General features: G+C 59.7%; 18 protein-coding genes and 1 pseudogene. 8 read left to right on the top strand and 11 right to left on the bottom strand.

All coding sequences use genetic code 11. The features are described from left to right. The first annotated feature begins 157 nt into the window (after positions 1 to 157). Both MHY24_RS10060 and MHY24_RS10055 read left to right on the top strand, forming a co-directional pair. Positions 158 to 1,522, top strand: a complete 1,365-nt coding sequence (locus MHY24_RS10060; RefSeq protein ID WP_367398059.1) for a hypothetical protein — start codon at positions 158 to 160, stop codon at positions 1,520 to 1,522. Positions 1,523 to 1,543: 21 nt separating this feature from the next. Continuing rightward, on the top strand, positions 1,544 to 2,167 hold the full coding sequence (locus MHY24_RS10055) for a hypothetical protein (RefSeq protein ID WP_239230361.1): 624 nt from the start codon (positions 1,544 to 1,546) through the stop codon (positions 2,165 to 2,167). 309 nt (positions 2,168 to 2,476) lie between these two features. Here the strand turns inward: MHY24_RS10055 and MHY24_RS10050 are convergent. Next, positions 2,477 to 3,711, bottom strand: a protein-coding gene (locus MHY24_RS10050) for an IS3 family transposase (RefSeq protein WP_239230352.1) whose coding sequence is annotated in 2 segments (ribosomal slippage) — positions 2,477 to 3,423 and positions 3,423 to 3,711 — 1,236 coding nt in all. Because the reading frame shifts where the segments join, the coding sequence is not laid out codon by codon here. A gap of 1,098 nt (positions 3,712 to 4,809) precedes the next feature. Here MHY24_RS10050 and MHY24_RS10045 point away from each other — a divergent pair. Together MHY24_RS10045 and MHY24_RS10040 are read left to right on the top strand one after the other, a co-directional pair. Beyond that, positions 4,810 to 5,337, top strand: a complete 528-nt coding sequence (locus tag MHY24_RS10045; RefSeq protein ID WP_239230350.1) for a hypothetical protein — start codon at positions 4,810 to 4,812, stop codon at positions 5,335 to 5,337. Between the two features lie 191 nt (positions 5,338 to 5,528). Next, positions 5,529 to 6,191 (top strand): annotated as a pseudogene (locus MHY24_RS10040) (HNH endonuclease signature motif containing protein); the annotation flags it as partial. 92 nt (positions 6,192 to 6,283) lie between these two features. On the opposite strand, the gene lepA reads toward MHY24_RS10040, so the two are convergent. Continuing rightward, positions 6,284 to 8,134 carry a translation elongation factor 4 gene (gene lepA / locus MHY24_RS10035; protein ID WP_239230348.1) on the bottom strand — a complete coding sequence of 617 codons (1,851 nt, stop codon included), beginning with the start codon at positions 8,132 to 8,134 and terminating at the stop codon, positions 6,284 to 6,286. A gap of 18 nt (positions 8,135 to 8,152) precedes the next feature. On the opposite strand from lepA, the gene MHY24_RS10030 reads away from it, so the two are divergent. Next, on the top strand, positions 8,153 to 8,689 hold the full coding sequence (locus MHY24_RS10030; protein ID WP_204611198.1) for a type II toxin-antitoxin system PemK/MazF family toxin: 537 nt from the start codon (positions 8,153 to 8,155) through the stop codon (positions 8,687 to 8,689). Positions 8,690 to 8,960: 271 nt separating this feature from the next. After that, complete coding sequence (gene rpsT, locus MHY24_RS10025) at positions 8,961 to 9,224, top strand: 30S ribosomal protein S20 (RefSeq protein WP_239230339.1); 264 nt, start codon at positions 8,961 to 8,963, stop codon at positions 9,222 to 9,224. Positions 9,225 to 9,341: 117 nt separating this feature from the next. On the opposite strand, the gene MHY24_RS10020 is transcribed toward rpsT, so the two are convergent. Further along, positions 9,342 to 9,920: a TetR/AcrR family transcriptional regulator gene (locus tag MHY24_RS10020; protein ID WP_204611196.1), complete on the bottom strand. Its 579-nt coding sequence runs from the start codon at positions 9,918 to 9,920 to the stop codon at positions 9,342 to 9,344. A 333-nt stretch (positions 9,921 to 10,253) separates the two neighbouring features. Here MHY24_RS10020 and MHY24_RS10015 point away from each other — a divergent pair, with 333 nt between their 5' ends. Further along, positions 10,254 to 11,096: a DNA adenine methylase gene (locus tag MHY24_RS10015; protein WP_239192421.1), complete on the top strand. Its 843-nt coding sequence runs from the start codon at positions 10,254 to 10,256 to the stop codon at positions 11,094 to 11,096. Then, positions 11,089 to 12,420: a hypothetical protein gene (locus tag MHY24_RS10010; protein ID WP_239230337.1), complete on the top strand. Its 1,332-nt coding sequence runs from the start codon at positions 11,089 to 11,091 to the stop codon at positions 12,418 to 12,420. Before MHY24_RS10015 ends, MHY24_RS10010 begins: the two co-directional genes overlap by 8 nt. Here MHY24_RS10010 and MHY24_RS10005 read toward each other — a convergent pair. The 8 genes from MHY24_RS10005 to rsfS form a co-directional block, all read right to left on the bottom strand. Then, entirely contained in the window at positions 12,417 to 13,064 is a 648-nt protein-coding gene (locus MHY24_RS10005) for a LysE family translocator (protein ID WP_239230335.1), read from the bottom strand. The genes MHY24_RS10010 and MHY24_RS10005 overlap by 4 nt on opposite strands. Then, positions 13,061 to 13,450, bottom strand: coding sequence for an ankyrin repeat domain-containing protein (locus MHY24_RS10000; RefSeq protein ID WP_239230333.1), 390 nt, complete (start codon positions 13,448 to 13,450; stop codon positions 13,061 to 13,063). Before MHY24_RS10000 ends, MHY24_RS10005 begins: the two co-directional genes overlap by 4 nt. A gap of 10 nt (positions 13,451 to 13,460) precedes the next feature. Further along, the gene (holA, locus tag MHY24_RS09995) at positions 13,461 to 14,438 is read right to left on the bottom strand and encodes a DNA polymerase III subunit delta (protein ID WP_204611191.1); all 978 of its coding nucleotides are present in this window, start codon (positions 14,436 to 14,438) and stop codon (positions 13,461 to 13,463) included. Position 14,439: 1 nt separating this feature from the next. Next, positions 14,440 to 15,852, bottom strand: coding sequence for a ComEC/Rec2 family competence protein (locus MHY24_RS09990; RefSeq protein WP_239230331.1), 1,413 nt, complete (start codon positions 15,850 to 15,852; stop codon positions 14,440 to 14,442). Positions 15,853 to 15,870: 18 nt separating this feature from the next. Further along, positions 15,871 to 16,563, bottom strand: coding sequence for a helix-hairpin-helix domain-containing protein (locus MHY24_RS09985; RefSeq protein WP_239192389.1), 693 nt, complete (start codon positions 16,561 to 16,563; stop codon positions 15,871 to 15,873). Between the two features lie 99 nt (positions 16,564 to 16,662). Next, a complete protein-coding gene (locus MHY24_RS09980; RefSeq protein ID WP_239230329.1) occupies positions 16,663 to 17,538 on the bottom strand; it encodes a DegV family protein in 876 nt (291 codons plus the stop codon). Then, positions 17,538 to 18,236, bottom strand: a complete 699-nt coding sequence (locus MHY24_RS09975; RefSeq protein WP_204611184.1) for a histidine phosphatase family protein — start codon at positions 18,234 to 18,236, stop codon at positions 17,538 to 17,540. The genes MHY24_RS09980 and MHY24_RS09975 overlap by 1 nt, the downstream gene beginning before the upstream one ends. 6 nt (positions 18,237 to 18,242) lie before the next feature. After that, on the bottom strand, positions 18,243 to 18,686 hold the full coding sequence (rsfS, locus tag MHY24_RS09970; RefSeq protein ID WP_179387589.1) for a ribosome silencing factor: 444 nt from the start codon (positions 18,684 to 18,686) through the stop codon (positions 18,243 to 18,245). Positions 18,687 to 18,708: the final 22 nt, after the last annotated feature.

Here is an 18,708-nt window from a genome sequence, read left to right as displayed (position 1 = left end):
AAACGAGTCTCAAGAACAGCCGGCAGACTCATGGAAGGAGCCCGAGTATCCGGCTGGAAACAAGCCATCAACCAAATGGCCGTGGCCTACCCCGACCGCTTCGACAAATACCTATAAACCCCGCCCCACACACAAACAACTTGACACGCTCAGCTCTATCCGCGCCGAGGCCCCCACCCGCCGAGTGGATACTACTCAAGATATTGCGCCTTTTGCTAACGGTGTCTACAACTACGACACCGGGGAGTTTAAGCCCTATATCCCAGACCAGACCCACCTGTTTAAGTTCGCTACTAAGTGGACCCCCGATGCCCCATTACCTGTCATTGACCAGGCAGACGACACTCAGTGGCGACCAGATGAGTGGCTTGGTTCCTTATTCAAGGATGATGCAGAGCTAGTGCTATCCATGTGGCAGGTTATAGGAGCACACATTCGCCCTTATAACAGCTTTGACCAATGGCCCACATTCTACAAGAATGAGACCATCCAAGAGCTTGGTACTACACGCCGCTGGTCCATCTCCACTAAGGACAAAATGCCCATTGATGTACCACACCTTATTACTACCGGTACGGTGCGCGGCGCGGCTATCCGGCAGGGCTACAACCAAGCATGTGTGGATTTAAACACATTAGTAGATAGCATCCCGCAGGCCGCTAACCACGCGTACTACCTCAACTCTATTGCTGACCGGGCCATCATTGTAGACATTGAAAAGACGTGCCCTAAAGATGTGGCCCCATCTCTGTTAGGCATGTTGCCGGACGCACTGTACTCGGAAACTTCTATGAGCGGCAAAGGCTACCACCTAGTTATGCCGCTACCAGAGACCTTTCATCAGTGGCCGGACGCGACAACCAGACCGGTACTCAAGCACCCTAAAGGCTGGTTCGCGCTTCTGCAGCGTCATTGGGTGACATTTACCCGCAACCCCATACCAGATGACATTGTCGCCGAATCTCGCGAGGCCGTGCGTGTGGACTGGGACACACTTTGGGCGTCATTAGCCGAAAAAGCACCCGCCCCAACTGTTGTTAACAGCTTCGATATCACCGAAGAGGACCTGTTGCCGGAGGACTACAGCGACGAAGACGCTGAAGTAGAAGACCAGATAACAGAGGTAGTCACCGCAAGTATGGAGTGGCTGGAAGAAGAGAGCCGACTACCGGACCGAGAGAACTACGGCGGAGACTGGAGTCGCTACGAGTTCGGGCGTATTGCCATCATTGTTCAGAAAGTTTTCAAAGATATTTTGTACCGCGTCATCGCGGAGAAGGGAGCTGACTATGTACAACGGGAAGACCACGGTGGGGTTCACCCAGGGACCGTCATCAGGATATCTACCCGGGTGGCCCGGGAGGTACTTGACCATCGTGACAAGCACGAGCAAGAGCGCGACGGAATGGACTTCATCGTGTGGCGCGTAACACAAAATCTAGAGTTGCAGGACCTAGACGAGCTGATAGATAAAGCACTCGCCATAGGAGATGCGACTACTACCCAAAGTGAGAACTACTAATCGAAAGGATATTCATACATCATGCCCATCCTTAACCAAAAGACCAAAGAGGCGAAAGTTACCTACCGTGAAGTTGATGGTGTCAAGGTAGATACCGAATCTAGTAACCCAGAATACAACGAGTTTATAAAAGACCTCGCTAAAACCACGCCGGACATTTTCCCGCACATTGTGGGGTGCAAAATGACTGCCCGTTATATTGCCCACCGTGTAGAAAATTTGGGAATTGTCGTAGCCACCGGCATCGAGTACGTCCATCCCTTTACGACGAACATAAACGTAGTCATGGCCCCCGTAGAAGATAACAGGGTATCTATCATCATCGCCCGAGGCTTGAACTGGGGCAACGAACTAGATGCTGAAACCGGTGAGTTATCCACCTACGACCACGCAGCTACCGTCACTATCAAAACATGGGATTGCACAGACCACTCAGCCGGCAAGACCTACTCGTCGGTTGTTCGCGAGGTGGGACACCAGCTTAACGAGGCGGTACGGACATCTAATCCGATAAGACTAAACGCGTACGGTCAGAGTGGTAGCGCCGACGTAAGAGCGGTCACCCTTGAACTGGACAATATTATCGCCAAGCTGGGTAACCGACTGCACAAGTTCTACGGCCACAAGCTAGAGCCCAAGAAGTAGCCACCAACCACCGAGGGGCGATTCCACCACCGTCGCCCTTTTATAAATCATAAATATTCATTTAGAAGTCGACCACCAAAACACTGGATTAGTCTACTCTGCAGAGTAGTTACCACAACACCGAAGACATGTAAGCGCAAGAAGAATACGAAGTCGGTATGGCAGGATACTTATACCGAGCTTGTCTTCGGGCTGCAGGGATTCACGTTCGAAGACTGGAAGGATATCTAGAGCTTTATGGCCAATATCGTATCAGTACGATAGTCCATAACCGTAGCGTCAGGAGTTGAAGTGCCCCGGGTTTTGTTCCTAGGCGTTTGCCTTGATTTCTATTATTGCTTGCGGCGGGTGCTGGTCCCAAAATTCGGTTTCCACTTCGACCGGGGTTCGGTATCCCAAGCTTTGGTGAAGCCTCGTCTCGTTCCACCATGACACCCACTCAAACGTCGCGATTTCCACCTCGACAACCTCATCCCACCTGCGAGTATGGATCAGCTCGTTTTTGTAGGAACCATTAACGTTTTCCGCCAGAGCATTGTCATAGGAATCCCCGACAGTTCCGGTGGAAGCGGCAATCCCGTGCTGGGCAAGACGCTCGTTGTAGACAACGCTGACATACTGCGCGCCGTGATCCGAATGATGAATGAGACCTGTTGTTTCCTCAGCACACACGAGCGCCTGGTTAAGAGCTTGCAGCGGCAACGCTTCGGTGCGCATGGAATCTGATAACGCCCACCCAACGATCCGTCGGGAGTAAACATCGGTGACAAACGCGGCATACACAAAGCCTTTCTTCGTGCGCACGTAGGTAATATCAGCCACCCACAGCTTGTTCGGGCCTTCGGCTTTGAATTCTCGCTCCATCAAGTCCGGGCGCAAATCCGGCCTTTGAGGTGTGCGAGTGGTCATAGGCGAGCGGCCTTTGCCTTTGCCAGAAACACCGGCCAGGCGCATTAAACGGGCAGTTTGTTCACGACCGATTTCAATTCCGTCACAATGAAGAGCATGCCACATTTTCCGCACACCGTAGATGCCGTAATTATCCCGATGGATAGCACTAATGCGTTCAACCAGCACAGCATCACGAAGGCGGCGAGCACTTACCCCACGGGCCTTGGACTGACGATACCCACGCGAGGTGATGAACCCACCAGCGCGGTTATTTTTCAACGTCTTACAGATAAACTCGACAGAGAAACGATTCCGGTATTCATCGATGAACCGGATCACTTCCGACGTTTTGGACCTGGTTCCGACGCGAAAAAAGCTGAGGCAGCCTTTAAAAGTTCATTGGTGTCGCGTAGCTCTTGATTTTCACGGCGAAGCCTCGCGTTTTTGGCGGCCAGATCTTCAGGCACGGGTTCTGGGATGTTTCCCGCACGGCGGGCCTGTTGGGTCCATTGACGGGCTGTGTGCCATGACACCCCCAGCTTTGGGGCTACTGCCTGGCACGCGGCTTGCATCGACATATTTTCCGCCAAGATGCGGTCCTCTACAAGACGGACCACACGATCCTTCGCATCCTGGTCAAATTTTCTTGGCATATTCCAGATTTTCCCATCTACTCAAACGGAACAAAACCTGGGACACTTCATATATTGATGCAATCCTTGAAGAGCAGCAACTGGATGTTGCTGCATAGATTTTAAGCCGACTAGGTCATCGAAGGCCTCGCCCCTCGGGCGGGGTCTTTTTATATGTGGGTATAAGAGAGGCGTCGGCTATGCCGACCACATGCAGGGGTTTTACCCCAAATGTGCCACTCTCTCTTATGCCCTTTATCCCCCTTGCGCCCTTAGACCGCCTACGGCGGTCCTTGGCGCGGTAAAAACGTCCGATGACGTGGGTAAATGGGTAATAAAGTACACTTTAAAAGTACCCATTTAAACGCGTCTTCGAGTATTTTAAAATTAAACCGCAGGTTTAAAACCCCTGGTCAGGGGATTTTTAAAGTATCCAATTTTTAAAATTGGAGTGCTATCGTGGCACACGATAAAAATTGGCCGGGTTGGAGCGATATCGCTGCAACCAATTTTAAAACTGCCCCTTTTGAAGGGGCTACTACCTCGTGGCTGGCACACCCCGGTGGCACTCTTGTCACCTCGCGGTGTGGCCCAAAAAATAGACCACCCGTAGGTGGCTTTGGGCTGCTAACCATGTATGGCTAGCGGGTGGTTGCTAGATGGTCGCTGTATGGTCGCTACCACACACGGACACTCTACGGTTAGTATCTGGTCAGTATCTGGTATGTACCATACACGAACCACACGTGGTCGGTATCTGGTCACTGTAAGGTCGCTACCACATACTAACCGTATATGGTCGGTACATGGTCGCTGTATGGTGAAAAAGGGTTAAGTAGCAGAATGCGTGTCCGTTCGGCGTGTCGCGGGGCGGGTACACGGTTGGTTACTTCATGGGGCCTTTTCGGACCTGCCCCCTGTTAGGTCCTAGCTACTGAAGGAGTAATTCTCCCTTCTGAAGAAACGGTAAGACAACATTAACCCAGTGTGTTAATGTAAGTATATCCTGTCAACGGGCTGCCATACGCCTGGCAATTTGGTCAGCAAAGCCCCCTTTTTCGATAAAGGGGTGAGGGACTAGCACTTAATATACGTGGATATTTTGATTGGAGAATGAGGATGCGTAAATCTCAAGCACTTGGAAGCCTTTTAGTAGCAGTGTCGTTGGTGGCAACAGGCTGCGGGGTTTCCGGAGGGCCAGAGAAAACTTTCAAAAAGGCAGCTAATGAACGCTGGGACAACCAGATGGATCTTTTTGAGATTGCTGACACGTATCAAGGCGGTGACAGCGAGAAAGCTGAAGAGTCTGCGAGGGAGTGGACAGATGACTTTAATAAATTCCAGTCAGAATACATCTGTAGAGAAGAACGCACTCCAACAGATTCAGATGAAATTTTCAAGCTCATCAAACAAATGAAGCCGAGTGAAGTTCCAAGCGAAGACGACAGAAAGGAATCTAAAGAAGCGTTCAAGGATGCACTTAAAGATTTAGAAAAGTTCGACGACTCAGACGACGAGGCTTACGTTAAGTCGGAGCATGAGGACTTCAAGGACTTTTTTGGAGTCAGCCGTGTCCATATGAAAAAAGAAGATGGGGACTGGAAAGCTTGCGATGACTCCCTGTTTCAAGGCTCTGGAATAATGTGAAAGCGACTATAATGTACCAGCTTATGGGCGTGGTCGAAATTTTGTTTTTCTAAAAGTCCGTTTTCTTCATTTACCCAGCACATACCGGGCATCGTGGTCTGTTCTTACTCACCCAGAAAGCACACCAACCCCCGACTACCACATGGGGGTGCCATTCCGATGGATTGAACACGAAAAGGGCGGCTATAAGCATCAAGACCATATATCCGCCCGATTTACCGGAAAAGGGCGTGCGGATGACGCGGCGCAAGGGAGGGCCGTCGACGCTTTCGATTACCGGTGATTCCGATTTCATTGCTGACCTGCACGCCAGCATCAATGAGGAGAAACCTCTCGATTCCGTGGAGAATATCTTCTTCCGCGGCGGAGCTACGGCACGGCCTGCCGCGACGACGAATATCATCATCCAACTCGATGAGTTGGATGAAATCTTAGGTGGTGGAGGCGAGGAGATCACGCTGCGTCTGACCAATGGTGCCGAAATCAGCGGCGCCAAGCTGGTGGAAAAGCGCCTGGCCGAAAGCGGGCTCGTCACGCTTGTCCATCCTTATGAGGGGCCGGTGAACCTGTATCGCACCTCGCGGCAGGCCTCGGATAAGCAACGGCTGATGGCGAGTGCGGAAAACCCCACCTGCCCGTGGGCCGAGTGCAATTATCCGGCGGATAAGTGCCAGATTCATCACCTGCAGGCGTGGAAGCACGGCGGCGAGACCAATATGGCAAACCTCAGCGTGGCGTGTCCGTATCACAACGGCGTGAACGACGACGATCCGCACGCGCCCCCGGTGCGCGGCCGCCTCGAGCGGCGGCAGGGCCGAATAGTCTGGGTCCCGCCCTGGGCCGGGTCGACCTAGTTACACGCTTTGGGCACTCAGGCCGCCGCTTCACCTGACCTCGCAACCACGCCGTGGCTGCGAGGCGGGTGCGGCATGCGTGAAGTGGTGTTTTAATCTTCGGCGTCGGTAGACAGCGCGGCCACAAAAGCCTCCTGCGGCACCGAGACGGAGCCCAGCGTCTTCATGCGCTTTTTGCCGGCCTTCTGCTTTTCCAGCAGCTTGCGCTTACGGGAGATATCGCCGCCGTAGCACTTGGCCAGCACGTCCTTGCGCATAGCGCGGATGTTTTCGCGGGCGATGATCTTCGAGCCGATGGCCGCCTGGACGGGCACCTCGAACTGCTGGCGCGGGATGAGTTCCTTGAGCTTTTTGGTCATCTTATTGCCGTACCACTGGGCGGAATCGCGGTGGACGATGGCAGAGAAGGCATCGACTGGGTCGCCATTGAGCAAGATGTCGACCTTTACCAGGTCCGCGAGCTGCTCGCCGGCCTCCTCATAGTTCAGCGAAGCGTAGCCCTTGGTGCGGGACTTGAGCATATCGAAGAAATCAAAGATGATTTCGCCGAGCGGCATGGTGTAGCGCAGCTCCACGCGGTCCTCGGAGAGGTAATCCATGCCTCCCATCTGGCCGCGCTTGGACTGGCAGAGTTCCATGGTGGGGCCGACAAATTGCTCAGGCACGATGACGGTCATCTTCACCACGGGCTCATAGACCTCGTTGAGCTTTCCTTCCGGCCAGTCAGACGGGTTGTGGACCCACTTTTCCTCGCCGTCTTCGGCCACCACGCGGTAGGTCACCGATGGCGCGGTGGAAATCAGGTCGAGGCCGAACTCGCGCTCCAAGCGGTCGCGGGTAATTTCCATATGCAACAAACCCAAGAAGCCGCAGCGGAAACCAAAGCCGAGGGCGACGGAGGTTTCGGGCTCGAAGGTTAAGGAGGCGTCGTTAAGCTGCAGCTTTTCCAACGCATCGCGCAGGTCCGGGAAATCGGCCTGGGAAATGGGGAAAAGGCCGGAGTAGACCATCGGGTCCGGGTCCTTGTATCCCTTAAGTGGGGTTTCGGCGCCGCCGTTAGACCAGGTGACGGTATCGCCCACCTTGGTCTCGCGGACGTCCTTTACGCCGGTAATGAGGTAGCCCACCTCGCCAGGACCCAAGCCCTCACACTTTTGCATCGTGGGCGAAACGATGCCGATTTCCAGCAGCTCATGGTTGGCGTTGGTCGACATCATGGTGACCTTCTGGCGCGGGGTGAGCTTGCCGTCCACCATGCGGATATAGGTCACCACGCCGCGGTAGGTGTCATAGACGGAGTCAAAAATCATGGCGCGGGCCGGCGCATCGGCGTCGAATTCAGAAGATGGCGGCGGGACTAGCTCGCAGACCTTGTCCAGCAGCTCGACGACGCCCTCGCCGGTCTTGCCCGACACGCGCAGCACCTCTTCCGGCTCGCAGCCGATGATATTGGCGATTTCCAGCGCGTATTTTTCCGGGTCGGCGGCCGGCAGGTCGATTTTATTGAGGACCGGGATGATTTCCAGGTCGTTTTCCATCGCCAGGTAGAGGTTGGCGAGGGTTTGGGCTTCGATGCCCTGGGCGGCGTCGACAAGCAGGATAGCGCCCTCACACGCCTCGAGCGCGCGGGAGACCTCGTAGGTAAAGTCCACGTGGCCGGGGGTGTCGATCATCTGCATGACAATCTGCTCCCCCTGCGCGGTGCCGGACTGGGGCACCCACGGCAAGCGCACATTCTGCGCCTTAATGGTGATGCCGCGCTCGCGCTCGATGTCCATATTATCGAGGAACTGGTCACGCATATCGCGCTCCGCAACCACCTTGGATAGCTGCAGGATGCGGTCCGCCAGCGTCGACTTGCCGTGGTCGATGTGAGCAATAATGCAGAAGTTTCGGATTCGGGCGGGATCCGTAAACGTCGTGGCCGCAAAGTTTTCAGACATACGTCTACAATAGTCGACATGAAAAGCGCCATGCTCACCCGTCTGCGCCAAGCGCTGGGAATCAGCGAGCGCGAGCCAATAGACACCGGCCTGAGCCGCATTAATTCCCGGTTGGGGCTGGATAGGTCGGATGAGTTCCACGGGCCGCGCAAGGCCGCCGATATCCAGGTAGAGGCCACTGCCTCCCACCCCCGGTCCATATTTTTCACCCCCGATATGGACGGCCAGGCCGACTCCGGCGAGGTGGTCTGGGTGTGGGTACCGGCCGAAGGTAAGCAGGCACCACCGCGCGAGCGCGCCATTTTGGTCGTCGGCCGCACCCGCACCACGGTAATGGGCTTGCTTATCTCCCCCAACCCAAAGCATGCGCTTGACGACGCCTGGCTGGAAATCGGTTCCGGCGAATGGGACGAATCCGGGTGCGATTGCTGGGTGCGCCTCGACCGCCTGCTCGAGGTATCCGAGGAGCAGGTGCGCCGGCAAGGCACGCTTTTTCCGGAACGCAGATTCGAACGAATCGCGAATAGGTTGCGGGCGCGCTACCACTGGGCCTAGCCGCCGCGCGGCCGGTGGCTAGGGAGCCAGCGGGCCGGGAGCCAGAGACCTGGGAGACGGCTGTCGCGGGGAGGGTTTTGGCAGGTCGGGTTCGGTACTGCTATTGTGTGTTGGTTACTTACTTGCCGGGCGCGTTGGTCGGGGCGGGCAGGACCTTGGGTTCGCTCTTCGAATACCAGCGCCGAGCGCGCCAGTAATTGCTGGCCGCGGGAGTAGTCCGAGTAGGTCGGTTTCTACGTCAATCACTTTCGATTACTAAGAGGTATTTTTCATGGCAAATATCAAGTCCAAGCAGAAACGCGTTATCACCAACGAGAAGGCACGTCAGCGCAACAAGTCCGTTCGCTCCGCCGTCCGTACCGAGATCCGCAAGTTCCGCGAGACCGTTGCCGCTGGCGACAAGGCTGCTGCTGAGAAGCAGCTGCGCGTGGCATCCCGCGCCCTGGACAAGTCCGTGTCCAAGGGTGTCTTCCACCGCAACACCGCAGCCAACAAGAAGTCCGGCTTGGCTTCCGCGTTCAACAAGATGGACTAAGAGCCATTGCACAGATCATCCCCCGGTCGCGCTCTACGGAGCGCGCCGGGGGATTTTCTTAGCTTATTTTGGCCGGCGGAACCGGCAGGTAGGGCCGGTAAGACTTAGGCGGGGCGCTTAGGCCAGTTCATCGTTGAAGTAGTCTTCGAAGATGGCGCCGGCGTTGTGGAAGGCGTCGGCAAGCGAAGTGCCGCCACGGGTTTCCACGAAGGTCTCAAAGGCGGTCAGGAACTGGGTGTGGATGATGTTGACGGTCGGCGTAAGACGCGGATCGGAGGACTTCCAACCTTCGCGAGCCTGCACCGCCTGGCGGACGCGCTGAATGATGCGGCTATTGCGCTGGCAGTACAGGGCGCGCAGCTTCGTATCCTTAGCCAACGCCTGGGCCGTGAGCTGGGAAATTTCGGGGAAGAACTCATCGCCTACGGCACGATTGAATACGGTCATGGCCATGATTTTGGAATCTTCGCGCAGGCTTCCGGTGGGCAATCCCGCGGCGAAATTTTGGAATTGGTTCTCCACTTCCTCCGACATTTCGGAGCCTAAAACTGCCGATTCTTTGTCTTTTATGTAATTAAAAAGCGTACGGCGGGAAACGCCCACTTTGTGAGCGAGCTCCTCCATGGTGAACCCGTCATAACCATTCTCGATGACGAGGTTGAGCGCAGCGACTCGGATTTTTGATATACGCGGCATGAATGCCCCTTTCTGTCCCGACGCTCTTCAAGCTTCAGTATCTTTTCTTTCTCCCTAAGAAATTGTGAGGAAATTCTATTTTGCCTACAAGCTAAGGGATTTTGAGGCGATTTTATTACCTTATATTCGGTCAGAGAAACTGCCATGCACACCAGGGGAATTCCCCGCCGACACGGCTGCGCATTTTCGCCCGCCATGGCACCATTAGGCGAAACTGTGACGTTGGACAACCAAGATGGCGCCGCCGCGCGGCCACGCATCCGATTTACCCGCTCGCACGTTCGAAAACCCGATGGTGCTTGTGTCCGGTGGGACGGCTAAGATGAGTCAACGATGAAAAACGTTAAGCCACTGGTGAAATGGGCGGGCGGGAAGCGCCAGCTCTTGCCGCATATCCACGCCGCCCTGCCGGCGGAGGCCCCGCGGCGTTATTACGAACCCTTCATCGGTGGCGGCGCGGTGCTTTTCTCTCTGGAGCCGGCCAGCGCACGGGTCAACGATCTCAATAGTGAGCTCATCAACCTCTATGAGGTGGTGCGTGGCGGCGTCGATGAGCTCATTGAGGAGCTCGCGGGCTACCCCAATGACGCAGAGTTTTTCTATGCGCTGCGCGCAGTGGACCGGGATGCCCACAAGTTTGCCGCCCTCTCCCCCGTCGAGCGCGCGGCACGAACGTTGTATCTCAACCGCACCTGCTATAACGGCCTGTACCGCGTGAACGCGGCCGGTCAATTTAATGCCCCGTTCGGGCGTTATAAGAATCCCACCATCTGCGATGAAGACACGCTGCGCGCGGTGCACCGCTATTTTGCGGATAATGATGTGGCCTTCTCGCAGGGTGATTTCGCCGCGGCGGTAGCACAGGCGCGCGAGGGGGACTTTGTGTACTTCGACCCGCCCTATGACCCGGTGAATGTGACGAGCTCGTTTACCGGCTACCAGAAGGGCGGCTTTGACCGTGCGGAACAAGAGCGTCTCAAAGAGGTCTGCGATGACTTGGATAGGCGCGGGGTGAAGTTCCTGTTGTCTAATTCGGCCACCGAGTTCATCCGCGAGCTCTATGCGGACTATGAAGTAGGCATCGTGGGGGCAACGCGGGCGATTAATTCCGTTGGTTCGAAGCGGGGCAAGGTCGACGAGGTCCTGGTGCGCAACTACGAGGTCCGCGGTGACTAGCGGGCCGGAAGCGCAGGAGCTGCGGGCGCGCTTTGGTGTGCCGGAAACGGTGAAGCTCGGCGTCAATGACTGGGGCTGGCTGCGCATCCTGGCGTCGGGATACGACGCGGAGCTGGAGCGGCGCGGGTATTTCTATATTGGCGCGCGGGAGCTAGAACGGCTCTCGGGCCGGCAGCCGCGGCTGATGGCCAAGCATGATTTTTCTACGTCGCGGCCCTGGATTTTTCAGCGTCTCCAGCTGGGAATCGTACCGGTCAGCCGCAGCGAATATCTGGTGGGGCGATTCAACCTCTACGAACGGTTTCCAGAAACCCAGCGCGGCGAGGTACGCACGCTGGAGTTGCCGGCGGGGCTGGACACCCTCTCGTTGGAGGGGGTGAGCTCGGAGGCGGTGGCGTTAAATGGGGCGTCGGCAAGCGGGATGCTAGAGGACTTCTTGGGCTGCGGGCCATTGCAGGCGACGGTGGCCGGGCGCATGTCCACGCGCGGGCTTAAGGTGCGGCTGCCGGACTTGGGCGTGGATGTGGCGGTGGACCGCGCGCAGATGGAGATCGACGGCGGCTTCGAATCGCTCGAGCACCTGGTGCTGGTGGAGGCGAAGAACCACCTTTCGGATGATTTCAATATCCGGCAGCTATATTTTCCGTATCGCCGGTTCCAGCAGCGCCTGGCCAAGGATGTCGTGCCGGTTTACCTGGTGTACTCCAATGGTATTTTCCACCTGTACCGCTATGAATTTCGGGACCCGGCGGATTTTCGCAGCATTGCGCTGGTCGATAGCGCCCGCTACGCGCTGTCCGCCTCGACTCTGGATGCGCAGGCGGCGCTCGATATTGTGCGGGCGGTAGAGCCCGAACCCGAGCCAGCCGTGCCGTTCCCGCAAGCTAATAGCTTCGAGCGGGTGGTCAACCTGCTGGAGCTCATCGCCCTGCAGCCGCTAAGCAAGGCGGAGATTACCCAGCGCTATGATTTCGACCCGCGGCAGGCGGATTATTATGCCAATGCCGCGCGCTACCTGGGCCTGGCGGAGCCGGTGAAGGAAGCGTGGGAGCCGACGGAGCACGGGCGGCGGGTTATCGAGCAACCGCAGCGTGACGCCCGGAATGCGGCGCTCATACGAGCGCTGGCGGCGCGGCGGGTTTTCCGCGAAGTCCTAGAGCTCAGCCTGGCCCGCGGCGCGGTGGCTAGCACCGCAGAGATTTGTGCGGCCATGGAGGGGCTGGGCCTGAGCTTGGCGACGTCCCGGCGGCGCGCATCCACCGTCGCCCGCTGGACCCAGTGGGTGCTGGACACGGTGGCAGAGGGCACGCCGCGCCTGTTTTAGGCCAGCAGGTTCTGCCCGCCGGAGATGATGAGGACGATGCCGGCGATGATAAAGAAGAGGCCAGAGCCGATGTCGATCCACGGGCCGGCGGCGATGAGCTTGCGGCGCACGGCATGGGTGGAAATTACCGTGGCGACGACGAGGAAGAAGAGGAAGGCCGACAGCGAGAGCGAAAGTGTCAGCGCAATGGCCAACCAGATGGGTGGGCTAGCCGGAAGCAGCGGGGCGATCATCGCGGCGAGGAAGAGCACGATTTTCGGGTTGGACATATTCGTGGCCAGGCCGACCTTGAAGGCGGTGCGCAGGCGGCCGAGCTGGGCGGCGGCGTCTTCCAGATCCACGGGCGGGTTGGCGCGCTGGGCGATGCCGCTGCGCAGCGCGCGGGTTCCCATAAACACTAAGAAGCAGCCGCCGATGGCCTGGACCGCGCCGAGGATTTCTGGAAAGGCGGTCAGCAGCGCGGCGGCGCCAAAGACGGTGGCGGCGCACCAGAAAAGCACACCGATCTGGATGCCGGCGGCCGCGGCAATGGCGTGGCGGCGCGAGCGGGTGGCGTAGCGGGTCACCAAAATGATGTCCGGCCCCGGCGAGGCGACGCCCACCAGGTTCATCAGCAAGAGGGTGAAAAAGGATGTCCAGGTCACTCCCCCGCCTCGCTTTCGAGGCGGGGGATAAGGTCCTCGCGGCCGAACAGCCGGGCAGAATCCAGCGCGGAAGGCTGGCCGGCGGTGGGGTCGGCGTGGGCGGCAAGGAGGGCGTCGATAACCGCGTCTTCCTTCTTGAAGATGGCACCGGCCAGCGGGGACTGGCCGCGGTCATTGAGTAGGTTGACGTCTGCGCCGGCGCGGGCAAGTGCGGTAACCAGCTCGGCGTGGCTGTGATAGGCGGCGAGCATGATAAAGGACTGGCCTTCGTGGTTGACGAGGTCGATATTCACGCCGTGGTCGATATAGGCGAGGAGGTCCAGGTTGCCCTCGCGCGCCATGTCAAAGAGTCGACCGGCGAATTCTTGCACTTGCGTTTCAGACATGGTTTCTAGCTTATCGCGCCAGTTCCGCGACGCGTTTGACGGCCGCCTCTAGGGCGAATTCGGGCTCACCGCCTTGGCCTTTGACGGCGGCATCGAGCTCGGAGACGAGGATGACGGCCTTGGTGACATTATCGGCGGACCAGCGGCGGGCCACCGGCTGGGTCATCTTGACCACGTAGGGTGCCAGGCCAGTTTGGCTCGCCAGCGAGTACTGGTCCCCGCGCGCGGAGTAAAGGCGGGCGACAGCGCCGACCTTATTGGCCAGCGCGGCGGCAATCGCCACGGGGCTCGCGCCCAGCTGGAGGGCTCGGCGGCAGGTGGATACGGCGGCTTCGACGCGGCCGGCGACGGCGGCGTCGGCAATGTCCCAATTGGCCACCTCGGCCACGCCGACGTAGTAGTTTTGCACCGCTTCGCGGGTAACGTTGCCGCCGGTATCGGAGACCAGCTGAGAAATGGCCGAGGCCAGCTCGCGCAGGTCAGAGCCCACGCCTTCGAGCACGGCGTGGATAACGTCCGGGGTGGGTCGCACGCCGTGGCTGGAAAATTCGCGGGTGGCCCACTGGCCCAGCTCATTGGGGTAGAGCGAAAAGACCTCGTGGACCTCCGCAATCTTGCGCAGCTTGGCCACGAGCTCGGGCTGCTTCTTCTTTTTCTTCAGCGTCTTGGCCGTCACGGAGTAGATGATGACCATGGTCATGCCCGGCGCGGGGTTGGCACAGGCGCGCAGGAGGATATCGACTACTTCTTTGCCGGCACGCTCGCAGTCGCTGATGACGATTACGCGGTTATCGCCAAAGAGCGACGGGCTGGTGGCCTCGAGGAGCTCTCCCTCAGAGACCTCGGAGGCCTTGAGCTTGGTCAGCTCGGGCCGGGTGCCGGAAGATCCGCTCTCCTCGGCCGCGGCGCGCTGGATGTGCAGGCGGGCGCGTTCGGTGAGGAATTCATCGTCGCCGAGGATGAGGTGTACTGGAGGCATGCCCGCCATTCTAGCCTGCGGCCAGGCCGAGCCAGGCGATGCCCGCCAGCGTCAGCGCCAAGGTGAGCCACGGGCGGTGATAGAGGAGGCCGGCAATGATCCAGGCGTAGGCAAGCAGCGTAAAAAGCGGGTTAGCAGGAATGGTGACCACGGGCAGGTGGGCCACGCCGTGGGCGATGGTATTAATCCACCACGAGAAGGGCTCAATGAGGCGCAGCAAGCCGGCGCCCAGCACATCGAGCGGGCCCAGCTGGGCAAAGATGGCGGCGATAAGCCCCACGATGGTAATCGGCACGGTGGCGGGCTCGACGAGGATATTGGCCAGCACGGAGACCACGGAGACCTCGCCGGACATGAGTGCCACCAGCGGGAGGGTGACGATATCGGCGGCGATGGCCACGGCAACCGCACGCAGGAAGATGGCGGGCCAGCCGGTCACGGCCAAGTGCTTATAGATGAGGGGGCTGAGCGCCCCGATGCCGAGCGTCGCCGCGCAGGATAAGGCGAAGCCAAAGTGCACGGCGAGGTCGGAATCCACGAAGAGCAGCGCGATGATGCCGAGGCTTAAGGCATGGATGGGCTCCATGCGCGTGGAATTGAGCACGGCGAGCAGCCCCACTACCCCAGCGACGGCCGCGCGCTGAACGGAAGGTTCGAAGCCCACAAGCAGAACATAGGTGGCAAGGGCGCACAGGGAGGCGGCCACGCGGGCGCGGGGCCCGAGCGCGAAGGCGGCGCAGACCACGGCCGCGGCGGAGCAGACTATGGCCACATTGGCCCCAGATACAGCGCTCAAGTGTGAGAGCCCGGTGGCGATATACAGGTCGCGCTCGGCGGTATCTTGCAGCGCGGTATCGCCGAGCACCATGCCGGGAATCAGGCCTTGGCTGGAGGGCCCGACGGTATCGAGGACCAGCGCCCGGAAATTCTCGGCCACCTCGGCCGCCCAGCCGGCCAGGCCTTCGGGCTCGGCGGTTACCTGCACGTCGGTGGCATTGGCGCTGAGCTTTCCGACGCCCGCCCTATCCGACTCCCCTACCCTCACACTGATCGTAAGTTCGGCGCCAGCCGCCGCCGGGACCGGTTCCGGGCTAAAGACCGGCAGCTGGGTGGGGTATCCCGGAACCTTGAGCTTGAGCAGCCAGCCGCCCGTGCTGGTCTGCGTCGGTGCAGTGACAAGGCGCCCGGTGACTTCGCTGCCGAGGTCGAAGGCGGCGGCGCGAGCCTGGCGCACCGCGGCGACGAGCGCCGCACCCCCAGCGACCGCCCCGCAAAAGAGCGCTTGGCCCCATTGACGGGCAATGAGGCACAGCGCGACGATGACCGCGATGAGTGCGATGGCCCAACCGCGGCCGGCGAGCAGCACGGCGATGACGGCCAGCCAGGCGGTAGCCGCGCCGGGGACGAGCCGCAGTTCTCGCATCGCACGCTCAGGTACGGGCTAGAGCTGGACTTGGTCTTTAAGCTGTGCCAGCTTCGCCGGCCCGATGCCGGAGACCTCCAGGAGCTCTTCCACATCCTTGAAGCCGCCGTGCTCCTCGCGGTAGGCCACGATGGCCAGCGCGGTCACCTCGCCGACGCCCTTGAGTTCGGTGAGCTCCTCGGCGGTGGCGTTATTGAGGCTCACGCCGCTGCCGCTAGCGCTGCCGCCAGGGCTGCTGGAGTTGTCGCCGGCGGGGGCGGGTTCACCGGGTGCGGGAGGTGGAGCGGCGCCGGAGGGCAGAATGTGGAGCTGTTGGCCGTCGGAAAGCCGCTGCGCATGGTTGAGCGCCATGGTCTCGGCGCCTGGTAGCGGCTGGGCGGCGGCGAGGGCATCGGCGACGCGCGCACCGGGCTCGAGTGTCTTCAGGCCGGGCTCGGCAACTTCGCCGATGACCGAGACGATGATTTCGCTGGGTTCCTCGCTCGGGGCATCGCTTAATGCCGCGGGCTCGGGCATGCCGGAGGATTCTTCGGATCGCGCATTGATGCCGAGCCAGACCACTACGCCGATAACGAGAATGACCGCCACAGCGCAGGCCTGCCAGGGGCTGATGCGCAGTCGCGGGCGCGGGTAATCGATGGCGAGGAGTTCTTCCTCGCCGGTGGGTTGGGTAAATTCGCGGAGTCGTTCGCTGATCTTGGGTGCCGCCATGGCGCTGAGGCTAAGCGCGGGCGCACACCAGTGAAAGGTCGAGCGGAGGTGGGCTGTGGATAACTTGTTGTGGGCGTCAACGAACCCGGCGCGGTGGGCCTAGTTATCCACAGAACGGCGCGGCGAGAAGGCGCGGGGTCGACCACGTGTGTGAGGATGTGCTGGTTCGGCGGGAGGCTCGGAGCTAAACACAGCGGAGACGCCGATGGCGGAGGGGCCGGCGTGGACAGAGAGGACGTCGTTAAGCGGAGTGCAGATAAAGGACGAACCCTGCGGCAGCGCCGCTTCAAGGAGCGCCTCCTGCTTGGCAGCCGCGTCTTCGGCTTGGTTGTGCTGGATGGCAACGAAGGCCGGCTCGCCGTCCGCGCGGGAGGCGATGAGGTCCACCAGCTTGGTAAAAGCCTTGGTCTGGGTGCGGGTCTTGCCCACCAGCTCCAGCTTGCCCCGGGTAATCGACATAATCGGCTTGGTGGCCAACAGCGCCGTAGACAGCACGGCCGTGGCCGGGGAAAGGCGGCCAGAGCGGCGCAGGTCCTCCGTGGAATGCAGGTAGACCCAGGTAGCCGCGCGCTTGAGGGTATCGATGGCCGCGGCATAGCACTCGTCCAAGCTGGCGCCGCGGGAGGCGAGCTTGGCGGCGGACATGGCGGCCGCGCCCATGGCCATACCGGCCGAACCGGAGTCAATTACCCGCACCGTGTGCGGAAAGACGCCGGAGGCGGATACCGCGGCGGAATAGGTGGAAGATAGCTCTTTGGACAGGTGAATGGCCACCACGCCATCATCCTGGGCACGCTCCATTTCGCGGCCGTAGGCGGCGGCCAACTCCAGCGCGCTCAACCCCGAGGTGGAGCGCTCCAGGCCATCCTTGCCGTGGCTTTCCATAAGGTGCAGGTCAATGACGGTGATGGATAGCTGCTCCGCCAGCTCCGGCGGCAGGCCCGCGGAGGAGTCCGTAATGACGCGGACCGTCACTAGATATCCGCCCCGCCGTCCCCGGTGACCTCGCCGCCCATATTCCAGCCGTCGAAATACCACTGGGCGCTGCCCACATTATCTGGGGTGAACTCCAGGGAGGATAGCGGCGTTTCCGGGTTAAAGTCCGGGCGGGCGGTCAGCTGCGACCAATGGGTATTCTTCAGTCCGGAGAGGATGCCGTACTGCGCGTGGTCAAGGCCCAGCAGGTGGCAGGTCAGCGCCGAGATGGCACCCCCATGGGCCACGATGAGGACGGGGCCCTGATCCCAGCCGGCGAAGTCTGCCATGAGCTCATCGACGACGGGCCGGGCACGCTCGGCCACATCCACGCGGGATTCGCCCTCCGGCGGGGCCCAAGTGGGATCGTGGCGCCAGATGGCGCGCGCGCCTGGGAACTCTGCATCTACTTCGGCGGAGGTTCTGCCCTGCCACTGTCCTAGGTGTGTCTCGCGCAGGCGGGCATCCGTGGTGAAATCCATGCCGAGGGCCTCGGCGACCACGCGCGCGGTTTCGCGCGCGCGGATGAGGTCAGAGGCGACGATTTTAGACACGCCCTGATCCTGCAGCAGGCGCGCGGCGGCGCGGGCCTGCTCATAGCCTAGCTCGGACAGCTCAGTGTCCAGGTGGCCCTGCATACGGCCGGTGGCGTTATAGGCAGTTTGTCCGTGGCGGATCAGGATCAGGCGACGGCTCATGCGGGTTTAAAGCTCCTCGTCCTCACCAGGGACCTTATCGGCCAGCGGGAGCTCATCAATGGAATCGACCTCGCGCGGGTTGACGCCATTGGTCCATTCACCGGGGCGCTCTGGGGCCTCGATGCCCTCAATCTCCAGTGCTGGGCAATCGTGGTACAGGCGGTCCAAGCCGTAGAACTCGCGCTGGTCATTGCGCTGGACGTGGACGACGATATTGCCATAATCCAGCAGCACCCACCGGTTCTCGCGGTTGCCTTCGCGGCGCTGCGGCTCGAAGCCTTGCTTGGTCATTTCGTCTTCGACTTCATCCACGATGGAGCCGACCTGGCGCTCGTTATCTGCAGATGCGAGCACGAAGACCTCGGTAATAGCGAGGACATCGGAGACATCAATGGCCGCGATATTGGTGGCCAGCTTTTCTTGCGCGGCGTGTGCCGCGGTTTCTGCCATGCGGCGGGCGAGATCAGAAGTA

Source organism: Corynebacterium sp. ACRPQ, from assembly GCF_022347225.1.
Taxonomy (GTDB): Bacteria; Actinomycetota; Actinomycetes; order Mycobacteriales; family Mycobacteriaceae; genus Corynebacterium; species Corynebacterium tuberculostearicum_D.
This window is presented reverse-complemented; position numbering and strand designations above follow the sequence as displayed.

What these genes read in the sequence shown, in the direction of transcription:
- MHY24_RS10055 (WP_239230361.1), top strand. Translation starts at nt 1,544, where the DNA reads ATGCCCATCCTTAACCAAAAGACCAAAGAGGCGAAAGTTACCTACCGT.
- MHY24_RS10045 (WP_239230350.1), top strand. Translation starts at nt 4,810, where the DNA reads ATGCGTAAATCTCAAGCACTTGGAAGCCTTTTAGTAGCAGTGTCGTTG.
- lepA (WP_239230348.1), bottom strand. Translation starts at nt 8,134, where the DNA reads ATGTCTGAAAACTTTGCGGCCACGACGTTTACGGATCCCGCCCGAATC.
- MHY24_RS10030 (WP_204611198.1), top strand. Translation starts at nt 8,153, where the DNA reads ATGAAAAGCGCCATGCTCACCCGTCTGCGCCAAGCGCTGGGAATCAGC.
- rpsT (WP_239230339.1), top strand. Translation starts at nt 8,961, where the DNA reads ATGGCAAATATCAAGTCCAAGCAGAAACGCGTTATCACCAACGAGAAG.
- MHY24_RS10020 (WP_204611196.1), bottom strand. Translation starts at nt 9,920, where the DNA reads ATGCCGCGTATATCAAAAATCCGAGTCGCTGCGCTCAACCTCGTCATC.
- MHY24_RS10015 (WP_239192421.1), top strand. Translation starts at nt 10,254, where the DNA reads ATGAAAAACGTTAAGCCACTGGTGAAATGGGCGGGCGGGAAGCGCCAG.
- MHY24_RS10000 (WP_239230333.1), bottom strand. Translation starts at nt 13,450, where the DNA reads ATGTCTGAAACGCAAGTGCAAGAATTCGCCGGTCGACTCTTTGACATG.
- holA (WP_204611191.1), bottom strand. Translation starts at nt 14,438, where the DNA reads ATGGCGGGCATGCCTCCAGTACACCTCATCCTCGGCGACGATGAATTC.
- MHY24_RS09990 (WP_239230331.1), bottom strand. Translation starts at nt 15,852, where the DNA reads ATGCGAGAACTGCGGCTCGTCCCCGGCGCGGCTACCGCCTGGCTGGCC.
- MHY24_RS09985 (WP_239192389.1), bottom strand. Translation starts at nt 16,563, where the DNA reads ATGGCGGCACCCAAGATCAGCGAACGACTCCGCGAATTTACCCAACCC.
- MHY24_RS09975 (WP_204611184.1), bottom strand. Translation starts at nt 18,236, where the DNA reads ATGAGCCGTCGCCTGATCCTGATCCGCCACGGACAAACTGCCTATAAC.
- rsfS (WP_179387589.1), bottom strand. Translation starts at nt 18,686, where the DNA reads ATGGCAGAAACCGCGGCACACGCCGCGCAAGAAAAGCTGGCCACCAAT.